Origin of the sequence: Emticicia agri, assembly GCF_004168285.1 — a bacterium.
Classification (GTDB): Bacteria; Bacteroidota; Bacteroidia; order Cytophagales; family Spirosomataceae; genus Emticicia; species Emticicia agri.
In genome coordinates this window covers 41,234-65,521 of the sequence record NZ_SEWF01000035.1, presented here as the reverse complement: position 1 = coordinate 65,521, position 24,288 = coordinate 41,234, and the positions used below count along the sequence as shown (strand labels likewise).

The 24,288-nt window shown below is 39.2% G+C and carries 23 protein-coding genes; 17 read left to right on the top strand and 6 right to left on the bottom strand.

From position 1 onward, the window contains the following. From EWM59_RS19920 to EWM59_RS19905, 4 genes are all read left to right on the top strand, one after another. Positions 1-2,145, top strand: coding sequence for a xanthine dehydrogenase family protein molybdopterin-binding subunit (locus EWM59_RS19920; RefSeq protein WP_130023009.1), 2,145 nt, complete (start codon positions 1-3; stop codon positions 2,143-2,145). 629 nt (positions 2,146-2,774) lie between these two features. Beyond that, the gene (locus EWM59_RS19915) at positions 2,775-3,836 is read left to right on the top strand and encodes a saccharopine dehydrogenase family protein (RefSeq protein WP_130023008.1); all 1,062 of its coding nucleotides are present in this window, start codon (positions 2,775-2,777) and stop codon (positions 3,834-3,836) included. 2 nt (positions 3,837-3,838) lie between these two features. Further along, the gene (locus EWM59_RS19910; protein ID WP_130023007.1) at positions 3,839-4,762 is read left to right on the top strand and encodes a DUF1338 domain-containing protein; all 924 of its coding nucleotides are present in this window, start codon (positions 3,839-3,841) and stop codon (positions 4,760-4,762) included. Between the two features lie 275 nt (positions 4,763-5,037). After that, complete coding sequence (locus EWM59_RS19905) at positions 5,038-6,063, top strand: IS110 family RNA-guided transposase (protein ID WP_130023006.1); 1,026 nt, start codon at positions 5,038-5,040, stop codon at positions 6,061-6,063. 259 nt (positions 6,064-6,322) lie between these two features. Here the strand turns inward: EWM59_RS19905 and EWM59_RS19900 are convergent, their stop codons facing one another. The 4 genes from EWM59_RS19900 to EWM59_RS19885 all read right to left on the bottom strand — a co-directional run bounded on the left by EWM59_RS19900 (position 6,323) and on the right by EWM59_RS19885 (position 10,022). Next, on the bottom strand, positions 6,323-7,324 hold the full coding sequence (locus EWM59_RS19900) for a zinc dependent phospholipase C family protein (protein WP_130023005.1): 1,002 nt from the start codon (positions 7,322-7,324) through the stop codon (positions 6,323-6,325). A gap of 9 nt (positions 7,325-7,333) precedes the next feature. Continuing rightward, complete coding sequence (locus EWM59_RS19895; protein ID WP_130023004.1) at positions 7,334-8,218, bottom strand: Ppx/GppA phosphatase family protein; 885 nt, start codon at positions 8,216-8,218, stop codon at positions 7,334-7,336. A 63-nt stretch (positions 8,219-8,281) separates the two neighbouring features. Further along, positions 8,282-8,977 carry a LytR/AlgR family response regulator transcription factor gene (locus EWM59_RS19890; protein WP_130023003.1) on the bottom strand — a complete coding sequence of 232 codons (696 nt, stop codon included), beginning with the start codon at positions 8,975-8,977 and terminating at the stop codon, positions 8,282-8,284. Continuing rightward, a complete protein-coding gene (locus EWM59_RS19885; protein WP_165372237.1) occupies positions 8,964-10,022 on the bottom strand; it encodes a sensor histidine kinase in 1,059 nt (352 codons plus the stop codon). Before EWM59_RS19885 ends, EWM59_RS19890 begins: the two co-directional genes overlap by 14 nt. Before the next feature lie 228 nt (positions 10,023-10,250). Between EWM59_RS19885 and EWM59_RS19880 the strand changes: the two genes are divergently transcribed. The 6 genes from EWM59_RS19880 (at position 10,251) to msrA (ending at position 16,056) form a co-directional block, all read left to right on the top strand. After that, positions 10,251-11,219, top strand: a complete 969-nt coding sequence (locus EWM59_RS19880; protein WP_165372236.1) for a TolB-like translocation protein — start codon at positions 10,251-10,253, stop codon at positions 11,217-11,219. A gap of 52 nt (positions 11,220-11,271) precedes the next feature. Beyond that, complete coding sequence (locus EWM59_RS19875) at positions 11,272-12,000, top strand: DUF4292 domain-containing protein (protein WP_130023000.1); 729 nt, start codon at positions 11,272-11,274, stop codon at positions 11,998-12,000. A 33-nt stretch (positions 12,001-12,033) separates the two neighbouring features. Then, positions 12,034-12,819, top strand: a complete 786-nt coding sequence (locus EWM59_RS19870) for a DUF3108 domain-containing protein (RefSeq protein WP_130022999.1) — start codon at positions 12,034-12,036, stop codon at positions 12,817-12,819. 12 nt (positions 12,820-12,831) lie between these two features. Beyond that, positions 12,832-14,280, top strand: coding sequence for a S41 family peptidase (locus tag EWM59_RS19865; protein ID WP_130022998.1), 1,449 nt, complete (start codon positions 12,832-12,834; stop codon positions 14,278-14,280). A gap of 5 nt (positions 14,281-14,285) precedes the next feature. Beyond that, positions 14,286-15,302, top strand: a complete 1,017-nt coding sequence (locus EWM59_RS19860) for a DUF5694 domain-containing protein (protein ID WP_207220031.1) — start codon at positions 14,286-14,288, stop codon at positions 15,300-15,302. Between the two features lie 88 nt (positions 15,303-15,390). Continuing rightward, positions 15,391-16,056: a peptide-methionine (S)-S-oxide reductase MsrA gene (gene msrA / locus EWM59_RS19855; RefSeq protein WP_130022996.1), complete on the top strand. Its 666-nt coding sequence runs from the start codon at positions 15,391-15,393 to the stop codon at positions 16,054-16,056. Positions 16,057-16,214: 158 nt separating this feature from the next. Here the strand turns inward: msrA and EWM59_RS19850 are convergent, their stop codons facing one another. Then, positions 16,215-17,846, bottom strand: a complete 1,632-nt coding sequence (locus EWM59_RS19850) for a sodium:solute symporter family transporter (protein WP_130022995.1) — start codon at positions 17,844-17,846, stop codon at positions 16,215-16,217. Positions 17,847-18,063: 217 nt separating this feature from the next. On the opposite strand from EWM59_RS19850, the gene EWM59_RS19845 reads away from it, so the two are divergent. From EWM59_RS19845 to EWM59_RS19820, 7 genes are all read left to right on the top strand, one after another. Continuing rightward, a complete protein-coding gene (locus EWM59_RS19845; protein WP_130022994.1) occupies positions 18,064-19,320 on the top strand; it encodes a sensor histidine kinase in 1,257 nt (418 codons plus the stop codon). A 12-nt stretch (positions 19,321-19,332) separates the two neighbouring features. Further along, positions 19,333-20,016, top strand: a complete 684-nt coding sequence (locus EWM59_RS19840; protein WP_130022993.1) for a response regulator transcription factor — start codon at positions 19,333-19,335, stop codon at positions 20,014-20,016. Between the two features lie 178 nt (positions 20,017-20,194). After that, entirely contained in the window at positions 20,195-20,548 is a 354-nt protein-coding gene (locus EWM59_RS19835; RefSeq protein WP_130022992.1) for a nuclear transport factor 2 family protein, read from the top strand. Positions 20,549-20,660: 112 nt separating this feature from the next. Beyond that, positions 20,661-21,125, top strand: a complete 465-nt coding sequence (locus EWM59_RS19830) for a hypothetical protein (RefSeq protein WP_130022991.1) — start codon at positions 20,661-20,663, stop codon at positions 21,123-21,125. After that, positions 21,125-21,271, top strand: coding sequence for a hypothetical protein (locus EWM59_RS27720; RefSeq protein ID WP_165372235.1), 147 nt, complete (start codon positions 21,125-21,127; stop codon positions 21,269-21,271). Before EWM59_RS19830 ends, EWM59_RS27720 begins: the two co-directional genes overlap by 1 nt. Positions 21,272-21,458: 187 nt before the next feature. Next, positions 21,459-21,746: a hypothetical protein gene (locus EWM59_RS19825; protein ID WP_130022990.1), complete on the top strand. Its 288-nt coding sequence runs from the start codon at positions 21,459-21,461 to the stop codon at positions 21,744-21,746. Between the two features lie 76 nt (positions 21,747-21,822). Continuing rightward, positions 21,823-22,182: a hypothetical protein gene (locus tag EWM59_RS19820; RefSeq protein WP_130022989.1), complete on the top strand. Its 360-nt coding sequence runs from the start codon at positions 21,823-21,825 to the stop codon at positions 22,180-22,182. Between the two features lie 142 nt (positions 22,183-22,324). On the opposite strand, the gene aspS is transcribed toward EWM59_RS19820, so the two are convergent. Continuing rightward, complete coding sequence (gene aspS, locus EWM59_RS19815; protein ID WP_130022988.1) at positions 22,325-24,076, bottom strand: aspartate--tRNA ligase; 1,752 nt, start codon at positions 24,074-24,076, stop codon at positions 22,325-22,327. Between the last annotated feature and the right edge of the window lie 212 nt (positions 24,077-24,288).

Below are 24,288 nucleotides of genomic sequence, written 5' to 3'. Positions count from 1 at the left end.
ATGAAAAACACAAACAACAGTCGTAGAGATTTTTTGAAATCGGCCGCGCTTGCCGGGGGTGGTTTCATGTTGAGTTTTAACTGGTTTGGCAAAGAAGTATTTGCCCATGAGGTTGCCACAACTGCCGCAGCAGATTTTGCACCGAATGCCTATCTGTCGATTCATCCTGATGGAATCGTAAGCATATTTTCACCAAACCCTGAAATCGGACAAGGTATCAAAACGGCCTTCCCGATTATAGTAGCCGAAGAATTAGATGTTGACTGGGCAAATGTGAAAGTGATACAAGCCCCTTTAGACACCAAAAAATTTGAACGTCAGGTGGCCGGAGGTAGCGGGTCTATTCCTCACTCCTGGCAAAGACTCCGCAAGGCCGGAGCCACCGCCCGCCAGATGCTGGTAGAAGCGGCTGCCAAAAAATGGAATGTATCGGCCAGTGAGTGTAAAACCGAAAAAGGATATGTGATACATACCACCTCAAATAAAAGACTGGGCTATGGTGAATTAGCTACTGATGCCGCTCAGATTACCCCTCCGACCGATGTAAAACTGAAAGACCTGAAAGATTTTAAACTGATAGGCTCAACCATTAAAAACGTTGATAACAAGCCTATCCTGACAGGTCAGCCCCTTTTCGGAATAGATTTTTATCGGGAAGGCATGCTTTTCTCAATGATACAGCGTCCGCCTGCTTTTGGGTTAAAACTAAAATCTTTTGATGCTTCGGCCGCTAAAGCTATGCCGGGTATTGTAGATGTGGTTTCATTCAAAAACAAAGTGGCTGTTGTCGGTAAATCTACCTGGGAAGTAAAAAAAGCCAAAGACGCTTTGAAAATAGAGTGGGAAAAAGATGGGAATTTAGAGAGTACAAACGACCACAATAAGCTTTTTAAAGAATTATTAGATTCGCCAAAAGCAGAAGTAAGAAGAAAAGAGGGCGATATAGAAGAAGCCTTTAAGAATGCGGCAAAAATAGTTGAGTCAGAATACCAATGCCCGTTCCTGCCTCATAACCCGATGGAGCCGATGAACTTCTTTGCTCATGTAAGAGAAGACGGCGTAGAACTGGTTGGCCCTACCCAAACCCCGGCCAATGCACAAGGACAAACAGCCAAATTGCTGAACATTGCGCCTGAAAAAGTAACAGTAGAACTTACCCGTATGGGTGGCGGTTTTGGTCGGCGTTTAGGCACCGATTATGTATTGGAAGCCGTAGAGGTATCGAATCTGGTAAAAGCCCCTGTAAAAGTAATCTGGACACGTGAAGACGATATGACAGGCGGTAGCTACCGTCCGGCTGTGCGTTACCGTTTCCGTGCTGCCCTTGACAAACAAGGCAATATGATAGGCTACTCACTTCGTGGAGTAGGTATCAATGCCGGAAACTCTACCCGTGAGAATAACTTTCCGTCAGGTGCTGTACCTAATCTTTTGATTGATTCAGTAGACCATAAATCACCTATTACTACAGGCCCCTGGAGAGCACCCATTACCAACTTTCTGGCTTATGCAGAGCAGTCTTTCATTGACGAAGTAGCTACTGCCGCAGGTAAAGATGCCGTGCAATTCAGATTAGATTTATTAGAGAAAGCGAAAACTTCGCCAACAGGCCCCGTACGCTATGACATTGCCCGCATGAAAGCAGTCATTGAACTGGCCGCAGAAAAATCGGGCTGGAACAAAAAGCGTAAAGGCGTGCATCTGGGTTTCAGTGTCTATTTCTCACATGCTTCTTATGTGGCACAAGTGGCAGAAGTAGTGATGAAAAAAGGCAAACCCGTATTACAGAAAATATATGCAGCCGTTGACTGTGGTGTGGTTATCAACCAGAGTGGCGCAAGAAACCAGGTAGTAGGAGGGATTGTAGATGGAATGGGACACGCCATGTATGGTAACCTGACTTTTAATGAAGGTAAGCCCAACCAAAGCAACTTCAATACTTTCCGTCTGATTAAGATGAACGAAATTCCGGCTATTGATGTACACTTTGTTGATAATGGCATTGACCCGACAGGTTTAGGAGAGCCTGCTTTGCCCCCAACCGGAGGTTCTATTGCCAATGCTATCTTTAAAGCTACGGGTAAACGCCTGAAAAATCAGCCGTTTATTGAGCAGGAAGAAAAATTGCTGGATGGTATTTCTTAATTGCCCATTACGATTCCTTACTCATACATGAGCCATTCTCTTCGGGGAATGGTTCTTTTTTATTGTGTTACTGGTATAATGGAAGCTATTCTCATGAAAAAAACTTTGTGTTCACCCAATGAATTGGGTGTCTAAAATAACAAAGGTTTTATATTAGTAAGGCCGACTTAAGTCGGCCGTTTTAAACAAAAAATATTCCTTTGTTATCTTAGCCGGTGAATTCATTCACCGAAACTCCAATTGTCCTTGAAGAAACGAAATCATCTTTCACCACAGCAATAGTGTTAACTACCAACATAATTTGATTCAATAAAAATTTCTTGCAAATTCTCCTCAATTGCCTACATTTGCTAAAAAATAAATCTTCTCACTTGTTCAAAGACCTTAAATATCACTTAGCACGCCTCGCCTATCTTCGTAGTGCCTGCTCATTTGTTCCTGATATTTGTCGGTAGTCTTAATCATTCTTTATCATTTATTGACAACTCATTTTACTAAATTGTTTTCTTTAGGTGTATCTTGCTATTAAACTGACTGTTACTGGTCGGTATAGTACTATATATTTCTATCGAAAAGAGTTTAATTATAGTGTTTGTAGTTTCATCATAAACTTTATTATCAAACCAGACATGAAAAACGTACTTGTGATTGGTATGGGCAAAGTTGGTTCGTTGGTGGGCGTATTGCTCTCTAAACGCTTTGCCGTAATGGGTATGGACAAGCGCCACCCAAATACCGAATTACCCTTTGATGTTATTTTAGGCGATGTAAACGACATCAGCTTTTTAGAGAAAACTATTCCGAGTTTTGAGGCTGTAGTGTCGGCCATGCCTTATAATCTGAACCTGCCTATTGCACAAACTGCCCATAAATTCGGTATTCATTATTTTGACCTTACTGAAGACGTGCCTACTACTACGGCTATCAGAGAAATGGCTAAAACGGCTACCTCAGTAATGGCACCACAATGTGGATTGGCACCGGGTCTGATTGGGATTGTAGGAGCCGATTTAGCGAAACGCTTTACCAAACTGCGTGATATTGAACTACGGGTTGGCGCATTGCCCCGTTATCCGAACGGACTGATGGGCTATTCGTTTACATGGTCTCCGGCAGGGGTAATCAACGAATACATCAACGATGCCGAAGTAATTCATAACGGAACCAAAAAAATGGTGCCCTCTTTAGACGGCATAGAGCATATTCAGATTGAAGGACAGGAGTTTGAGGCATTCAGTACATCAGGCGGGTTAGGCACCATGTGCGAAACTTATGAGGGTAAAGTAGATACGCTCAATTACAAAACCATTCGTTATCCGGGGCATGCCAAACTGATGAAATTTTTGTTATATGAACTAATTCTGAAAGATAAACGTGAGTTGGTTGAGCAGATTCTGACAGAAGCCAAACCACCCGTGCAGGACGATGTAGTATATGTGTATGCCGTAGTAGAAGGCTGGAAAGGCGAAGAACTGGCTCGCGAAGAGTTTTATGAGGCGTATCACCCGATAGAAATTGATGGCAAGCACTGGAGAGCCATTTCATGGACAACCGCAGCATCAATAGCCGCAGTAGTAGAAATGGTAGCCGATGGTAAACTACCAGATAAAGGATTTATTAAACAGGAAGATATTGCATTAGATGCTTATTTAGCAACCACTAACGGACAATTTTTTAAAGGAGAAGAATAACCATGAAAAATAACGCAACTTTAGCATACGTATTAGATGGCTTGATGCGCCGATACCGTGAGCGTGTACCTGATGTACAGAAAGTATCGGATGCCATGATTGCCGAAGGAATTATTGCCAATGCCAACGAAATTGAAAACGATCATATAGCTTTCCGTACGATGGGAGTGCCACAATTGGGGATTCAATCGTTTGAGAAGATTTTTCTTCATCTGGGCTATGAAAAACGTGATTACTTCTATTTTGAAGGCAAGAAATTAGATGCTTACTGGTTCTCGCCACCTAAGCCTGAGTACCCAAGAATATTTGTAAGCGAATTAAGAGTAAACGATTTGCCGCCGCATATTCAGGATATTATCAGAAGCTATACAGATGAAGTAAAAACCGACCCGGCTGATAGTCTGGATCTGAATGATGGGGAGGCAGTAGATGAGTTTTTGCATAAAGCCTTGTGGCGCATACCAACCTGGGAAGATTATTCGACATTGTTGAAAGAAAGTGAATATGCCGCATGGGTAATCTATAACCGTTATTACCTGAATCATTATACCATCAGTGTACATAATCTGAAAGATGGATATAATACCATTCAGGAATTTAATGATTTCTTAGAGAAAAAAGGCATCAAACTCAATGATGCAGGTGGTAAAATCAAGATAAGCCCTGACGGAGGTCTGTTACAGAGTTCAACAGTTGCCGAAATTATTGATGCCGAGTTTGCCAGAGGTGAAACACATCCGATTTCGGGTAGCTATGTAGAGTTTGCCGAACGTAAGGTTTTACCACAGTTTCAGCACCTGAAACCGTCTGAAATTAAGCGGGAACACCGTCGTGAGGGCTTTGAAGCAGGCAATGCGGATAAAATTTTTGAAAGCACCTTCACCAGTCAGACTGTGAAGAGGAAGAAGAAGGTGGTTGAACAGTAATAATGTTTTTCACGTAGAGACGTACGGTTCGCCGCGCGATTGCGATACGTCTCGTATGTTTGAATCAAAATCTAAATTAAGGAAAAAAGTTTAAATTGCTACTGAAAAATGAGAGGCAAATGCGTCTAAACAATATCCTATGGGATATATGTACACTTGGAGGTATCCCCATTTTTCAGTCAGTAAGTCAGAACAGCACCTAATACGCCTCCCTGATGGAGAGCAGTAAGCATGGTTACGAGAAAAGACCTTTTTAATCTTTTATTCCTAAGACAATGACAAACACTATTATTCGCCAGAATGTTGGCATCGACATTAGCAAATTAAGTATTTCAGTGGCTATCGCCCAAAAACGACTCGACCAATCTGTTACTATTCTTTCAAGCAAAACGTTTGCAAACCATAGCGTTGGCTTTGAGAAGATGGATAGGTGGGTAGAACAATTTGCAGATAAGTCTATAGAAGTTCATTATACGATGGAAGCCACTGGGGTGTATTATGAATCTTTGGCTTATTGGTTATTTGAGCGGCAAAAGCCAGTTAGTGTAATCCTGGCTAAACAGGTTAAGACTTATGCGCAGAGTTTAAATATCAAATCCAAAACGGATGATATTGATGCAAGGGTACTGGCTCAGATGGGGGTTGAGAGAAAACTCAGCAGTTGGTCTGCTGTTTCTAAACAAATGCGAACGCTTAAACAACTTTCCAGAGAAAGAAATGCCCTAATAGAGCAACAGACAGTGATTAAGAACCAATTACATGCGCTAAAACATAGCCATGAGCCACAACAAAGAAGTATTGATCGTATCGAAAAGCACTTGTTATTAATCCAGGGACAAATTAAGGAGATTGAAGAGGATATGAAGTCTATCTTAGTCAATGACCCACCATTGCAAGAAAGAGTTAAAAATGTATGCACTATTAAAGGAGTTGGATTTATTACCGCTATTGCCATTATTGCTGAAACTAATGGTTTTGCTTTATTCAATTCTCGTTCACAATTAGTGTGTTATGCAGGGTATAATGTCGTCCAGAAACAGTCTGGTAGTTCTATTAATAGCCCTACCAAAATATCCAAAAAAGGAAACAAGCATATTCGAAAAACTCTTTACTTCCCAGCTTTAACAGCAGTTATCAACGACCAACAAATGAGTGCAATTTACGAAAGAATCCACCAAAAAACACAGATAAAAATGAAAGGAGTAGTAGCCGTGCAAAGAAAATTATTAGTCCTGATTTATACGCTTTTTAAAAACAATCAACCCTTTAATGAAAATTATGGTAAGAATAAAGCAGCTTAAAAAATTAGGCAGATACAAACAAATTGACCTGCCTAAACTGCATGGAATAACTCTCCTGCTTTAAAAAACAAAGATAAATATTTTTCCTTATTTATTTGATTTTTAACACAGCACCTCCAAGGGTATATGAAATTTTTGAATTCAATTTTGTAGGACAAATTCGAAAACAATAGATAGATTTTTGATATTTATCGGCCCTCGGAGACGTATTGCAATCGCGCGGCGAACCGTACGTCTCTACAAAAAAATAATAATATTGTTAAAACTCCGTTTCAGACTTCAATACCGTTAATTTTCCTTTTTCCCAGGCTTTAATATCCTTTTTATAATTAGCCTTGTTTCTTTTGGTTAGCCCCTCATCGTCCAAGGATTTTAAATCCGGCTTTCCGGCATTGACCCAAGCCGTGTACCAGAAATTGGCAGCAGCCGAAATTGCCTCTCTGAACTGGTTTTCAATCATGCCATTGAGAGCCTTATGATACAAATCTGCATACTCTTTGGTATAAACCGGCTGATTGAATTTATTTCTGGCTATTTTGCCATTCGCATCTTTCTGAAAGATTTTATCTGCCGGAAAAGTCTTTCTCAGGTCCCGGTCTTTCGCCAATAAAGTATCAGCCAATTGGTGCGAATGTCTGATAATACGCCAGGTTTCTTTAGTTACATCTTCAATATAGCGGGCATTGCCTGTATAAACATTGTAGTTATTCCCAAACATTTCGGGCAATTGTGCTTCCCAGAAAGCATGGATACCTGCCTGATTGGTAAGTTGTCCGTTATGATTGCTTGAAGTATGCAAAGGCATATTGGCATCGGCGAGATAATGTCCTAAATCAGAAGCTAAGAAAAGAATCTCTGTTTTTCTGTTGCCTTGCATCGATTTAGTCAGTTTCACCATCACATCCTGAATATACCAGGGCAAAATACCATCTGATTGCAATTTTTTGTTTTCATACTTAGCATAAGCTAACTTGCTGGTAAGTGGCAGACTGTCTATACTGCCAAAATGTTCAATGTCGATATAATGGCGAGGGTTTTCGGCTTTGTCGCTCAGAGTATATTTTCTTAAATCCGGCACATTAGATTCCTCTACTACAAAATCAAGGTGATTGTAGAAGAAAATCCGTAACTCATCCGGTAATGCAAAAATCGCTGACTTAGTGATGTGCTGATGCCCCCACATACCCCACGAAGAGAGGATAAACAGCACACAGGCACTCGTTGTAACAATAGTTATAAAAGTAAAAAATCTTTTTTTCATAATAGTGTTTTATTCTTCTTCGTTCATCAGCGTCTCATAGACTAACAGCAGAATACCGTCTTTTAATCCTAAGTCGGGTACGATAATTTCTTTAGCGCCTGCCCATTTCATTACTGATAGATAAATATCAGAGGCCGGAACAATCACATCGGCACGGTCGGCATTCAGTTGGAGCTTATTAATGCGGTCTTCTAAGCTGAATTTGTTAATATAATCTCGTTTTTTCTGTAATTCCTGTAAAGAAGCCCTTCCCTCGGTTTTGTGTTCAATCATATTGAACAATTTAGAGATATTGCCTCCTGTACCTACCGCTATTACATTCTCATGCGTTGGAATCGTCTCATTTACCCATGCTTTCATTTTATTCCACACATCGGGTGCTTCCTTGTGTTCGAGTAAACGCACAGAACCGATTTTGAAAGACCTTGCGGCTATCTTGGTTCTCCCTTTATAAATATTCAGTTCGGTGCTACCACCGCCCACATCAATATGCAGATAGGTTTTATCGGTTTCTAAAACCACTTTAATTACATCATTAATCAATTCGGCTTCTTTTTCTCCCTCAATCAGGTGAATCTCCATGCCTAATTCATTTCTGATTCTCTCTACGATATTGGCTCCGTTTTCGGCTTCCCGCATGGCCGATGTGGCACAAATCATGTAGGCATCTACTTCGTGAAGCTCCATCAGTAAGCGGTAGGCCATCAGCAGTTTTTTAATCCGTGCCTCGCTTTCGTAAGATATTTTTCCTGTATTGAATACGTCCATTCCCAAACGCAGGGCAAAACGCACATATTCTACCTTTTTAAAATTGATTTTCTTTTTATCATGCAATACCGACGAAATCTGCATTCGGGCTGCATTTGAACCTATGTCAATGGCTGCAATTTTCATTGAATCTGCTTTCCGTATTTAGTGGATTTGCAAAAGTACGTTTTTTATGAAAAAATCTGGCGATTAATTCCCTAAAACCTCCCAAACTTCGTCTTTATAACCTCTGCCAATCGGAATTTGTTTGCCATTTATCTCCACATCAGTAGCCGAATACGCTTCAATTTTATCTTTTGCCACAATAAAAGACCGATGCACCCGCACAAAATGCTCGTTTTGCAGAAGTTCTTCCACCTCATTCAAAGCTAACTTCGTCAGAATAGCCTGCGTTCGGGTAGCAATTTTTACATATTCTCTCTGACTTTCTATGTACAGTATTTCGTCATAAAATACTTTTACCATCTTTTTATTCACATTAAAAAAATGGTATTTCCTATCATCTGTCTGGGTAGAATTAGTAGTTGCGGCAGGAGTAGTGAGTTTATTGACTGCTTTCAGAAATCGGCTGAATTCAATGGGTTTCAGCAGATAATCCAATACATTGTGTTCGTAGCCTTGCAGGGCGTATTCATGGTAGGCAGTAGTAAGAATAATAGCAGGCGGACGTTGCAGGGTCTTGATAAAATCAAGCCCTTTGAGTTTGGGCAGATTAATGTCTAAAAAAATTAAATCTATCTGATTATTTCTGAGGATTTCTGTGGCAATGATAGCATTGGCACAAACGGCCTTTAGCTGTAAAAATGACACCTGAGTTACATAGTCCTGCAATATTTCGGCCGCCAATGGCTCGTCTTCTACAATAATACAGTTAAATTTTTGCATGGTTGTTCAGGTTTAATTCCAATACAATAGTGAAAGTAGAAGAAAGGTTTTCGATACTCAGTCGGTGGTCAGGATACATCAGTTCTAATTGACGCCGTACATTACTTAATCCAATTTTTTCGGTAATTACCAACTGACTATCTTCTGATTTAGAGTTTTCTATACTAAAATACAGATTCCCTTGCTTGAGTAGTATTTCAATCCTGATAGAAGATTCGTTGATAGACTCACCTGCGCCATGCTTAAAGGCATTTTCTACAAAGGGTAATAAAATGAGTGGCGCAATAGGTTCATGTTGGTTATCAACTGTTGCACTGAAATCTATTTTCAGCCGTTGGTTATAGCGTATTTTTTCCAGTTCAATGTAATCTTCCATTACCTTTAGTTCGTCTTCAATAGAGATAGAAGGCTTATTGGTTTCATACAGCATAAATCGTAAGAGCTTCGATAATTTCATGACGACCTCAGCCGTATCGTCAGACTTCTTGCGGGCAAGCCCGTAGATATTATTAAGCGTATTGAATAAAAAATGTGGATTGGTCTGTGCTTTCAGAAACCTCAGTTCGGCTTCTAACCTTTTTTTACTCATTTCCTGTTCGGCTTCTCTTGTACGGATATGCTGCCTGATTAATTTTAAGGTTAAGGCAATGCCGCTGGTAAACGACAACAGGAAAAAAGCATACAAGAAACTGGCAAAAGAAAAATAGTTCTCATTTTCCATCGAACGTTTCAGCACATACTGTTGCAATAGGCCTGATATATACAAAAACGCAATGATTGCTAAGAAAAAAGCTAAAAACAGAATGAAAATGGTTTTAAGCACATTCCATTTTTTGGAAAGAAACTGTGCAGTTATGTAGAAAACGGCATAAACCAGTGGGATTTTGATAGGGAGATAAGCTGATTGAATACCCACTGCTAAAAAGAACAGGTAGAATACACTTTCTTTAGGCATATTGTATTGCAACGACTCAAAATTGAGATAGGATTTAAACAAGACGTATGCTACCCAGAAAGCTATATGATACAATATTCGTTTTTGCATTAAAAGAAATTGGCTGACTTTAAAGAACATAAAATTATAAGAAAATATTCTTATAAAAAGATTTTGGTCTATCAATAGCAACTTCCTTACTATCAATAACAGTTTTTGTTGCAATTTCCACAAATAACCATACAAACGGCTTTCTATGGGGTGATAGTGGTTGTTTGTGCTGACTGATAGATTTTATAAAATGAAGCCTATACTTTTATGTTGATAAACCGAATAGCTATGCTTCTGAACAAAAAACTTCTATCAACATTTGTAATATTTATTGGTTCTTTGGCATTGAACGCCCAAAAAACGATTGCTCTGACTAACCCTCCGGCGCAAGCCGAAATCTTTGGAATGAGTACCGGATTCGGCGAACGTGATTTTGCTATATCGCCCGACGGTACCGAAATATTTTATACGTTACAATCGCCACAAGGTGTTTTCCAGACTATTGTGTATCGAAAGAAAAACGCAGATGGTACCTGGAGTAACCCCGAAATTGCTCCTTTTGCCGGAAAATTTAGTGATCTGGAGCCGGCTTTCTCTGCCGATGGAAAGAAACTCTACTTTGCTTCTAACAGGCCTACACAAGGCACAACCCCAAAAGATTTTGATATATGGGTAGTGAGCCGCGAAAATGGACAATGGGGCGAAGCACAAAACTTAGGCTCGCCTGTTAATACACCGGAAGATGAATTTTACCCGGCCATTGCCCGAAACGGAAATCTATACTTTACGGCAGCTTATAAAACTGCAGTGGGTAAAGAAGATATTTTCGTATCGAAGTTTGAGCAAGGTAAATACACGCAGCCTGTTCCCTTAGACACGGCCGTTAATTCAAAAACCTATGAATTTAATGCCTTTGTTTCGCCCGATGAAGATTACATCATTTTTACCTCTTATGGACGGAAAGACGACAAGGGTAGAGGAGATTTATACATGAGTATCAAAGACACCTCAGGTAAATGGCTGCCTGCACAGCATTTGAGTATGCTCAACTCTAACCGTATAGACTATTGCCCCTATGTAAGCCCGGATAAAAAGATATTGTTTTTTACCAGCGAAAGAATCAATATCCCGAATGCTTATGCAGGAAATGCCGCAAAGATTGATGATTTATTGAAAACTTATACCTCTCCGCAGAATGGCTCAGGAGATATTTATTGGGTAAGTTTTGAGAAGGTGATGGAAGGTTGGAAAAAGTAAGAACTTGAAAGTAAGGTTGTTTCAAATATTTTGCGAGTGAAGTGTATTAATTATGAGAAAGCTATTACTATTGATGAGCAAGGTACGGATATTTATCATATTCGTACCTCTGTTAAGTAGTTGTCGTAATTCAGAAAACCATAAAGTCAATGCAGAAACTATTATCACTCAATCGCTGGATGCTGTTGGACAGAAAGCGAGCAGAGATAAAATTGAGACTATTATCGCTTTCGCCAATTGTACTTCTCCTAAAGGTAACTACACTACCCAAATACACACCAGCGCCAAAGGTTACTCTTATTTCAAACAAACCTATAGCTATAATCCGCAGGATTTTGAAGTAAAAATATACAACAATACAAAAGGATTTGTGGTAGGCGATTCAACGCAGCCACTTACGAAAGAGGCCATATTTGCTATCAAAAGCCATGAATTCTATAACCTGATATTGGATATTCATGAACGGTTTAATGATTTTTCTGAGCCGGAAGAGCTGAAGGCAGATAAGCAACCAGTATATAGAATTGCGGCAAAAGACGAGTTAAATCACCTGAGCCTATTATTCTTCGACAAACGTACAGGTTTCTTAAACGAAATACATCTTCAGAATCCTGAGAACGAAAAAGAACTATTAATCATACGATTTTCAGACTGGAAAAAGGTAGATGATTTACAGTTACCAACTCATATATTAATTAACCAGAGTGAGAAACTATATACTTTTGACTTTACACAAATACGCTTCAATGCCCCTGATTTTGAAAAGATAACTTTGAAATAAACTTCACATCAATACATTTTAGAAACAATACTTATGAAACCCAATAATTACTTGCTCTCTTTTTTATTCCTCTTTTTTTATGCTTCAACCCTTGCCAATCAGGGTACAGATACCGTTTGGGTAGATGCCACAAAAATAAATACTAAATTTCTGAAAGAAGGCAATAACCGCTATCTGGTGTATTTTAAACTGAGTAAAGAGGGAGCGAGGGCAAGACCTCAATTCTGGACAAGAAATGTATCATTTGAAAACTACAATGGTAAAGAAGCCATAGTGGTAAAACAGGAATGGGAAGACCGTGATAGTGTAGTACATACCGTGAAATCGGTGTGTGATAAAAAGACTTTTGCCCCATTATATCACCAGAGTTGGTGGAAACAACGAGGCACAGGCGAATATGATTTTATTAATAAAACTGCTAAAATCAACGATTTACCCCTGACCGATGCCGATACTGCCAAAAATAGAAAAGGCCCCTGGCAGGCATTTCAGCAAGCCGTAACACAATATACACTCAACTGGCACCTCGACCTTGAGGTGTTTCCACTATTGCCCTATAAAATCAATACTACATTCATGATTCCTTTTTATGACCCGGGCTATATTGCGCCAAAATTTGAGGCCTATACCGTAACAGGCTCAGGGCAATTAGAAGGGTACGATAACCAGAAAGTAGATTGCTGGCTACTCACCCATGAGTCAAGAGGTTTGAAAGAAGTATTCTGGATAAGTAAGAAAACACAGGAGGTACTCAAATTAGAGAATGAAATAGGCAAAGACCGATGGAGATATAAAGTTAAATTAGGTTTCAGCGTATAACCACCAAATACCATGAAGCAATTACTTTATGTGTCAGGCATATTGTTGGCAAATACACTCTATGCCCAGGTTGATAGTTGTAGCTGTGCCGCTAACTATAACGATTTGGTTAGTAAAACCGAAGAAAACTACATTGCCTACCACCAGAAAGTGAAAGGTAAGCCAGCCGAGGAAAAAAAGTACGAAAACTTTAAGCAAAAACTCCAAAAGCAATCACTCATTACTGAAACCACAGCCTGTATTGAAGTATTAGAGAACTATGTAAAATATTTTAAAGACGGACACTTATTTGTAGCAGAATACCCTAAATATAACGAACAACAACTAAAACACTTTAAGAGCCAGCTAAAGGAATACCCATTGACGGAACCGGAAGCCCTTGCATATTTTAAGAAAAATCAGCCTCATTTAGACCCGATTGAAGGAGTATGGTATGCCGAAAATAATGCCTATCAGTTAGCAATCATACAAAACCCTGACAATGCAAGGCAATTTCTGGCAGTAGTACTAAACTTAACAAACACTAACTGGAGGCCGGGGTATATTAAGGCCGTTTTTACGAAAAATAAAGAAGGTTATCTTACTATCTATCTGTCAGGTAATTTCAGCCCTGCCCGCTATGTTGCTAACATTCATAAAGATGCTGTGATGAGTATTGGTTCCTCTATTTATTGGGGTAAATCGTATCCTTCTATTACAAAAGAGCAAGCATACATTCATAAAAACAATGCTTCATTGCCCACTCTCAACAGAGTAGATGCTGATAATATATTGCTGAGTATTCCTTCTTTTCTGGTAGAGTACAAGTATTTAGATAGTCTGATTAGGGCTAATAAAACCGCTATTACCTCAACTAAAAACCTGATTATTGATATCAGAGGTAATGGCGGCGGCAATGCTATCTATTTCCCTTTGATAATGCTTTATTATACAAACCCTTTTCAGGATAGTCAGGGGCTAGCCCTTTCTTCGCCTAACACAATAAAGTATTTCGAAAAACTGGCTTCTTACCAGAAGAAAGTGCCGGGCGATACAACGCTGAATTTATATGCCCGTGTAGTAAGAGATATGAAAGCCAATCGGGGTAAGATAGTAAAAGGTCCTCTATATCCGCAGAACTCAAGCCCTGCCATTTCTGAGTTTCCGAAGCAGGTTTGTATCCTTATAGACAGGGCTTGTGCCAGCGCAGCAGAATCGTTCATTTTGCATTCAAAGGGCTTTAGCAACAGGGTTACTACGTTTGGAGATAATACTTTTGGTATGATTGATTATACAAGTACTACAGCTGTGAGCCTATTATGCAAAACACAGAACTATTACCTGAGCTACCCTACAAGTACCTTACATAAAGATATACCTGAAAATGGCTATAATGCCCGTGGCATTGCTCCTGATATTAAAATACCCGATACAAAAAAAGATAAAATTCAATTTGTACTGAACTGGTTAAAAAAGAAATAATCGCTATGCCTGCTTATCTCAGAATCACCCTTTTGTCGTTTGTAACGCTACTGTTTTTGGTCAGTATGCAAAAAACTAAAGATACCAGACCTGAATTTTTGTTAATAGGAACCTTTCATTATATTCCTGATAGCCTTTCTTGTAACTGGTCAGACGCTTACCGGAAACTATTACAGTATAAGCCGGACCAGATTGCGGTGGAAGAAGTAATGCCAACAGATGAAGCAAGTCTGATACAGAATTATACTAAAAACTACCGTGCCGTGTGGGATTCTTTGATTCTGGTTTGGGTTGGTAAACACATAAACCCTGCCGATAGTATCAGGCATTACACGACCTTACTTAGTGTAAAAGAAAACCCTAAGCATCGGTTACAATTATGGAAGTATTATCACCTGGGTTTAGACATGGGCAACAGGAATTTTCAGAATTACCTGATTGCCCAGAATAGCAGGCAGTATGAGTCACTCATAGATACTACCAAAGGTTGGGATAAATACTTCTGGACAAGATACAAGCGTATGATAGAAGATAAAAAAGATAGTGAGTTTTTTAAACTGATTTACCCATTGGCTATAAAATCAGGTATTACCTACCTGTACCCGACAGATGATAGAATTACTTTCCCGATTCAAAGTGAGGCTTATAGTAAATTTGCTGAAGAGCTTGAAGGCACAGCCGCCATGAAAAAATTAGAGAATTTCTGGGCTGAATATAAGAAGGCAGAAACAGCGCAGTTAAGGCAATGTAATGCTATGCTTGCTATTAACTCAAAAGAGTGGGTAGCCAAAACAGATTATGGGCAGGCACATATTTTAGACGATACCCATAACAAACATTACAAAGCCTATGCTGATGTATGGTATCAAAGAAACCTATCTATTGCCAACCGAATTATAGCTGCTGCCAGACAGTCTAAGGCAAAGAAAATGGCTGTTTTCTATGGCAATATGCATATATTTCCGGTTAAGAAATACCTGGAAGAAAAGGGATATAAGGTAAAGTTATTAGAAGATATTTAGATGCAATAACCACCAATTTTAACAAACCAAAATCAGCCAAAATACGTTTATATTAAAAGAGAAATGATTCCATTTAATATAAAACCTTATGAATAAAGCTATTGCAAGTATCATTACGGTTGGGGCATTTATAGGCGTTTTTTCCTGTAGCTCAACTATGGATTCAACTAATGAAAAGACCGAAAAATATAAAGTTCCGGCAGTAGATAGAACCTCTTATGGCAAATTAGATACTGCCTATTTTGCCTCCGGTTGTTTCTGGGCAGTTGAGGGCATATTTGACAGCCTGAAAGGAGTGAAAGAAGCCGAGTCGGGATATAGTGGTGGAAACACCAGGAATCCTACCTATCGGGAAGTAAGCAACGAAACCACGGGCCATGCAGAAACGGTAGCAGTTTATTATGACCCAAAGATTATCAGTTATGCCACTTTATTAGAGGTTTATTTTGCTTCGCAAGACCCGACCCAGGTAAACGGACAAGGACCTGACCACGGTGATTCTTACAGGTCGGTAATTTTTTACAGCAATGCCGAAGAGCAGAAATCAGCTACTGATTATAAGAATAAGTTAGCGGCATCGGGCAAATATAAAAAGCCGATAGCTGTGCAGATTGTACCATTCAAGGCATTTTATAAAGCCGAAGCATATCACCAGAATTATGACCAGCACCACGCCGACGAGCCTTATGTGGCATCAGTTTCAATACCACGTATCGAACGAGCTCAGGCCATGTTTCCGAAGTTGTTGAAATGACCCCATCCTAACCTTCCCGCGCGGCGTCCGCCCAACAATGGGAAAGAACAAAAAAAGTCCCTCTTCCCATTGTTGGGGAGAGGGATTTAGGGTGAGGGGTCAACCTCCACGAAGGAATATCTTATATGTCTTTTTGGGACTTTATCACAAGTCTTTTATTACCAGAAATACCAGTATAAGAAAACAAGAATCACTACTACAGCCGTTGCGCCAACAGCAAATGTACCTTGTACTTTAAACATACTGGCATCTATTTCCAAGCCTTTGCCTTCGTCAGGTAATACAAAGCCTAATATGAACATCACGGCTACACAAATCAGGAATACGATTCCCATACGGTCAAGAAATGGTACGGTTGTCCAGTCAGTGATTGCAGAAAATGGTGGCCAGTTGTTGTGCATCGAAAGTGCAATCAAGAATCCACCCACAATGGCAAACAAAGCACCTGCCGAGTTGGTACGTTTCCAGAAAAAGCCCATGATGAAGGCAGCAAAAATACCCGGTGATAATAAACCGGTCATTTCCTGAATAAACTGAAAACCACCTTTTTTATCAATACCCATGTAAGGAGAAATGACAATAGCTAAAATCATGGATACAATAATGGTTACACGACCAATCCAGACAAGGTGTTTTTCGGTAGCATTTTTGCCGATATAATTTTTGAAAATATCTAATGTAAAGATAGTGGAGATACTATTAGCCTTACCTGCCAACGAAGCCACTACAGCCGCTGTTAAAGCCGCAAACGATAGCCCTTTCAACCCAATCGGCAACAGGTTTAATAAAACAGGATAGGCATTATCCTGATTCAACGTACCATCAGCCCCAAGCATTTCTTGTTGGAACAATCCTTTTTGATACAGCGTATAAGCCGCAATACCCGGAAGCGTTACAATCACAGGCATTAATAATTTCAGGAATGCTGCAAATAAAATCCCTTTACGGGCAGTATCAAGGTCTGCTCCGAGGGCACGTTGTGTAATGTATTGATTACATCCCCAGTAATTCAGGTTCACAATCCACATACCGCCAATCAGCACCGTTAAACCCGGTAATGCCATATAATGCGTATCTCCTTTCTTGAAAATCATATGGAAATGGTCTTCTGACTTTTCAGTCATCAATTTCAATCCATTGGTCAAACTCTCCACTCCATCATATTGACTTGAAACCAACATAACAGCCAGATAAGTAGTAGCTAAACCACCCACAATTAGAAAGAACACCTGAATTACGTCAGTAAAACCGATTACTTTCATCCCCCCAACGGTAATAATGATGGCAAAAATTGCCAATCCAATCATACAGGCCGTGAAGTCAATACCAGAAATACCTGATACCGCCAAAGCCCCCAGGTACAAAATAGAAGTAAGGTTTACTAAAATATATAATGCCAGCCAGAAAATAGCCATAATCAAGCTCACAGTAGAGTTGTAGCGTTGATTAAGGAATTGTGGCATCGTAAAAATCTTGTTTTTCAGATAAATAGGCATAAAAACGATACCTACTACAATAAGTGTAGCCGCCGCCATCCACTCGTAAGTAGAAATGGCTAACCCCATTGAAAACCCATTGCCCGACATCCCAATCATTTGCTCGGCCGAGATATTGGAAGCAATCAAGGAAGCACCAATGGCCCACCAGGTAAGCGAACCCTCTGCCAGAAAAAAGTCTTTGGTAGAAGTTTGTTTGGCCTGTTTTTTCCTATAAATCCAGTAGCCGTAACCTGACACTAAAATAAAGTAGAAGAGAAATACAACGTAATCGAGGGTTTGTAATTTTTGCATAGTGCTTAGGGAAATGAAAAACTTTAATTTTATAGAATAAGATTCTTTGAGCAAGGCAAATAAAGGTAGAAAATTTGCTTTTTCAAAGGGTAAACAACGATTTTAAAAGAATATTTAGATTTTACATCACTTTTTTAATAACCACTCACTAAACTTCTCATTAATTTTTTGTCATTAATTCTTCTTTTATCTAATTTTACGAAAAAACTATCCCGTTTTGAACAGAAATACCATCCGACTTCTGATTATACTCGGCACGCTTTCGATTACGGGAATTATTGCAGTGCAGGCCTATTGGGTTAAGCGTGCTTTCGATTTAAAAGAACAACAGTTTCGGCAAACTGTAATGATTTCTTTACGAAATGTTGCGAACAAAATCTCTTCACTGTACAAACTATCCAGTATCGAAAACCCCGTCAGTCAGCTTTCTTCCGATTATTACGTAGCCAATTTAAGAATCCCTTTAGATGCCGACGTTTTAGAGCATTACCTGAAAGAAGAATTTAAAAAACAAAACTTACAGACTGATTTTGAATATGGTATCTACGACTGTGATACCGACAAAATTGTAGATGGGGCGCATATCAATTCTGATTTTGAAGAGAGTACAGCCTTGAAAAAGACTTTACCTAAAACCGATAAATACCTTAATTATTTTGGTGTCAGGTTTCCGAGTAAAACAAGTTTTCTGGCGGCTCGTCTGGATATATGGGTCATTTCATCGCTTATTACTTTAGTGGTAACAGCCTTTTTTGGCTATTCAATGTTTGTGATTCTGAGACAGAAACGCCTGAGCGAAGTACAACGTGATTTCATCAATAATATGACGCACGAGTTTCAGACACCTATTTCAACCATCAGGGTAGCCACAGATGTTTTGAGCCAGACTAAAATAATGGAACAGCCCGAGCGTTTGAAAAAGTATGTGCATATTATCAGGCAGGAGAATAACCGACTGAAAAATCAGGTAGAATCAGTGCTGAATACAGCACGCATGGAACGTGGCAAGATGGAACTGGATATTCGGTTACAGGAACTCCATTCGGTGATTTATGATGTAACAGAGGGGGTAAAAGCAGAGCTGGAAGATGCGCTGAGTATAGAACTGAATGCCACCCGCACAAGTATCTATGCCGACCGTATCCAATTGATAAGCCTGATAAGAAACCTGCTCGAAAATGCCATCAAGTATTCGGGCAAGAAACCCTGTATACGGATAAAAACAGAGAATATTGCGGATACGCTCGTGTTTTCAATCAGTGATAATGGTGTGGGTATAGCTAAAGAACACCAGAGTAAGATTTTTAATAAGTTTTACCGGGTACCTACCGGAAACACCCATAATGTGAAAGGATTTGGTTTAGGATTAAGCTATGTAAGAGAGATTGTAAGAGCACATAAATGGGCCATAAAAGTGGATAGCGAACCAAATAAGGGGAGTACATTCAGTGTTATTATAAAACAAGAAGTTTGAAAACCATAAAATATGCCCAAAATATTATACGTCGAAGACGACCCTAACCTTGGCTATGTAACAAAAGATAATCTTGAAATGGAAGGTTATGAAATTGTCCATTTTCAGGACGGAAAAGAAGCCTGGAAGAGCTTTACCAAAGAAAAATATGACCTTTGTCTGCTGGACGTCATGCTGCCCGAATTAGATGGTTTTTCATTGGCCGAAAAAATCAGAAAACAGAACCAACAGATACCGATTATATTTCTGACTGCCAAAGGAATGCAGGAAGACCGCATTGCCGGACTGAAAGTAGGCGGAGACGACTACGTAACCAAGCCCTTTAGTATTGAAGAACTCAACCTGCGCATTAAGGTATTTCTGAAACGAAAAGAGGTAAACAAAGAAATAACCGAAGGAAACGGCAAATGGAAATTAGGCGATTATGATTTTAATTATGACCAGCTTTCGCTGAAATCAGACCATAAGGCCGAGCAACTGACTCACCGTGAGGCGGAGGTATTGAAGTACCTATGCGAAAGAAAACATCAGGTAATTAAACGGGACGAGATACTGACAGCCATCTGGGGCAGAGACGATTATTTCTTAGGCCGAAGCCTGGATGTATTCATCACCCGACTGAGAAAAATGCTCTCCGACGACCCAAAAATCAAAATCGAAAATGTACATGGGATTGGGTTCAGGTTTACTTGTTAAGCATTAGATAAGATGATAGATATGAATCCCATCGGCTTGGCTGGTGGGATTTTTTTTGTGGGGAATTGACCGATACATAAAATCAGCAGTTTTAATTAGGTAGCTTATAGTGCCAAATTTATATTTGTTTACTACTATATTAGGAGTACAAATACATAGAAAACAAAATTTAGAAATTATGATAAAAGTTGAAGCACAGAAATTTGCAGAGGAATGGGTAGCTGCGTGGAACTCGCATGATATGGATAGAATCATGAGCCATTACAGCAATGATTTAACCATTACGACTCCAATGATTAAAACTATTATGGGGATTGAAGAGGGTGCTTTATCAAATTTGGAGGCTATCAGAAACTATTGGGAAACAGCTCTTAAAAAAGTACCTGATTTACATTTTGAATTATTCGATGCCGTAGCAGGCGTAAATTCAGTAGCAATCTATTATAAATCTATTATGGAGAAAAGAGTGATTGAAGTGATGTTTTTGGATGATAATGGGAAAGTGAATAAGATGTATGCGCATTATTCATGAGGGGAGTTTTAAAGATACTGTAATCCCATCGGCTTGACTGGTGGGATTTTTTTGTGGGTAAAAAGTACAAATATGCCTTCCAATTAACAAGTTTTCTGCTTATATTTGTTTTATGTATCTGATACTACGAGCAACTCAGGAACGCATTGAAGCAAGGATTGATTTGTTGGATACAAATGACTTGCTAAAACTTAAAAAAGGCTGGCTTTTCGACTGGAGAAAGGAATATGAAGCAGATGGTAATTATGTTTATAAAGTAATTACTCCTAATAATGATGTGATTCATGGCCTTCTTTCTGTAAAAAGAAAAAATGACCATCTATATGTTAATTTGTTAGAAAAATCAAACCTTAATAAAGGTAAAGAAAAAGCCTATGACAATGTTGCGGGAATTTTACTGGCTTTTTCCTGTCGTTTAGCATTTGCTTACGATTATGATGGTTTTGTTGTCTTTGACTCAAAAACTATTCTTATTAATCATTACAGCAAATTTTACGGAGCAAGAGTATTAAGCGGGCAAAGAATGTATTTTGATACAGTAAGTGCTAAATTATTAATTGAAAAATTTTTATTGTAATGAAAAAAACAACTTATAAAGACCCGGATGTAGATATTTCAATTCGTTCAAGACCCCTAACAAAAGAGGATGAAAAAGAAATATCTGAGTTTATTGCAAAAAGGAAAAAGCAGTTGCAAAAAATGGGTAAGTTAGCAAGTGCTTGATAATTTAGTTCTCTGATTGATAAATACAATGAAAAAACAATATTCAGGGCTATTTCATTAAGAGATAGCCCTTTTTTATTAATTTGGTATATAAATTAAACCTGCTATGATGAAAGGATTTTTATTTATTCTGTTTATTGTATTGGTGGCATCTTGTAACTAGCCAAAAAAGGAAGACAAAAGGCTTGTGAAAGATAGTGTTGTAATAGACCAATGGGTGCCTTATGATACTACTACCAAGAGTGTAACCATGTGTAAAATAGACGGTAGAGTATATTTTTATAACACTCTTGCTGATAAGTCGGTATTCAAAGAAGAATTGCTCCCTGATACCATAGAAACAGGCGTAAAGTTGACCTATATGAATCCGGGCTTATCAACTATGGGCGAGTATTATCTGATTGATAAAGAAGGTAAACTAAGATATTTTGGCGCAGATGGTACCGAATATTCAAAAGAGGTACCTAAGTTCTGACATGAGACAGAAGAATAGTATTTTGAGACTACACCCTTTTTTGTTAATTTTGAGGTTCATATTTAAACCTAACCTGATGGGACGATACTTACTGTTGTTTTTTGTTGTGATGCTTACATCGTGCGGACAATTAAAAGAGAAAGCCCAAACTGTTCATGCGGCTGATAGCACAGCCCTCGGGCAATGGAGACCACCCAATGAAAGTGTTGTAGATGTAACCATTTATAAAAAAGAGGGCAAGGTGTTTCTTCATGAAAATTTTAATGACCAATCAATATTGAATGAAGAAATGGTAGTGGAGTCAACGGAGAATGTGATAAAATTAAAATACAAAGAAGTAATAGCAGAAGAATACATGATGATTGATAAAGAAGGAAATTTGAGGTGGTACACAGGCGAAGGCAGAGAATTTGCCAAATCAAAGCCTAAACAATAAAATGTAGTATGAAAATTGCTTAAATTACTCACACAAAACTGATTTTTTCCAAAAGAGCCACACAAAAAATCCCTCAGAATTGCCTCTGAGGGATTTTTTGTGAAGCGATTAAACGTTACCGTTAACAATTTTTAATAATTTCCTACAACACCGTCTTAATCTTCAATTCGTCCATTTGTTTCTGGTCAATGGTTGAGGGTGAGTCAATCATCATATCACGGCCTGAATTATTTTTAGGGAAAGCAATGAAATCCCGGATTGAATCGGCTCCACCAAAGATTGAACAAAGGCGGTCGAACCCGAATGCAATACCTGCATGAGGGGGTGCACCAAATTCAAAAGCATCCATCAGGAAGCCGAATTGTTTTTTGGCTTCTTCTTCCGTAAACCCTAATATCCCAAACATCTGTTGTTGTAAAGGTCTCTGGAAAATACGAACAGACCCCCCTCCTACTTCTGTGCCATTAATGACCATATCATAAGCATTGGCTCTTACTTTACCTAAATCTCCGGTCTCTAATAGTGGAATATCTTCCGGTTTCGGACTCGTAAACGGATGGTGCATGGCAAACCAACGGTCTTCTTCTTCGCCATACTCCAACAACGGAAAGTCTAATACCCACAACGCCTTAAATTCGTCAGGCTTGCGTAAACCCAGACGGCTACCCATTTCCAGACGTAAATCATTGAGTTGTTTACGGGCTTTGTTGGCTTCGCCTACGATAATCAAAATCAAATCACCCGGTTTTGCATCAAATTTGTCAGCAATGTTCTTCAAAGCGGCTTCATCGAAGAATTTATCGAACGATGATTTAAGCGTACCGTCGGCATTGAATCTGATATAAGCTAATCCTTTTGCTCCAACCTGCGGACGTTTCACCCATTCTGTCAATTCATCTAACTGTTTACGGGTATATTCCGCACAACCAGCAGCATTGATACCCACTATCAGTTCGGCAGAATCAAATACCACAAAGTCTTTGCCTTTAGCCACGTCGTTCAGTTCTACAAACTCCATCCCGAATCTGGTATCCGGTTTGTCTGAACCATACAGGCGCATGGCATCTGCATAGGTCATACGAGGCACTTCGGGCATATCAATGTTCTTCACAGTCTTGAATAAATGACGAATCAAGCCTTCAAACATCTGTAGAATATCTTCCTGTTTCACAAACGACATTTCGCAGTCTATCTGTGTAAATTCCGGTTGGCGGTCGGCACGTAAGTCTTCATCACGGAAACATTTGACTATCTGATAATAACGGTCGAAACCTGATACCATCAATAATTGCTTGAAAGTCTGTGGCGATTGCGGCAAAGCATAAAACTCACCGGGATTCATACGGCTCGGTACTACAAAGTCTCTGGCACCTTCCGGTGTCGATTTAATCAATACCGGCGTTTCTACCTCAATAAAATCCTGTCCATCGAGATAAATACGGGTTTGTTGTGCCATTTTGTGGCGCAACTGTAAGTTCTGACGCACGACATTCCGGCGTAAATCGAGGTAACGGTATTTCATCCGAATATCGTCGCCGCCGTCTGTTTCGTCCTGAATCAGGAATGGAGGTAATTTGGCCGGGTTCAATATCTCTAAAGCTGAAACTTTAATTTCAATATCACCTGTGGCAATTTTATCATTTTTTGATACCCGCTCAACCACTTCGCCCATAGCCTGAATCACAAATTCACGGCTTAATGTACGCGCTTGTGCAATTACGTCAGTATCGCTGCTATTTTCATTCAATATTAACTGTGTAATACCATAGCGGTCACGGAGGTCAATATAAATTATACCACCTTTATCACGAACAACTTGTACCCACCCGCATAAGGTAACTGTCTGATTTACATCTGCGACACGCAATTGTCCACAGGTATGAGTTCTTAACATTAGGTCTGAAGAATTATGTTGAGCAATTTTTTTGCAAAAGTAAGCATTTTAAAGCAAAGGTTTTAGCGCACCTTTAAAAATTACCGCTTTTCTGAAAATACCGGATTTCAGCTAAATACTACCAACTACTCGCCTAACCTACCAAATACTCATTTAGGCTTTCAGCAAATTTTACAATTCATTTATTTAGCGTTCTCAAACGCTTCTAAACC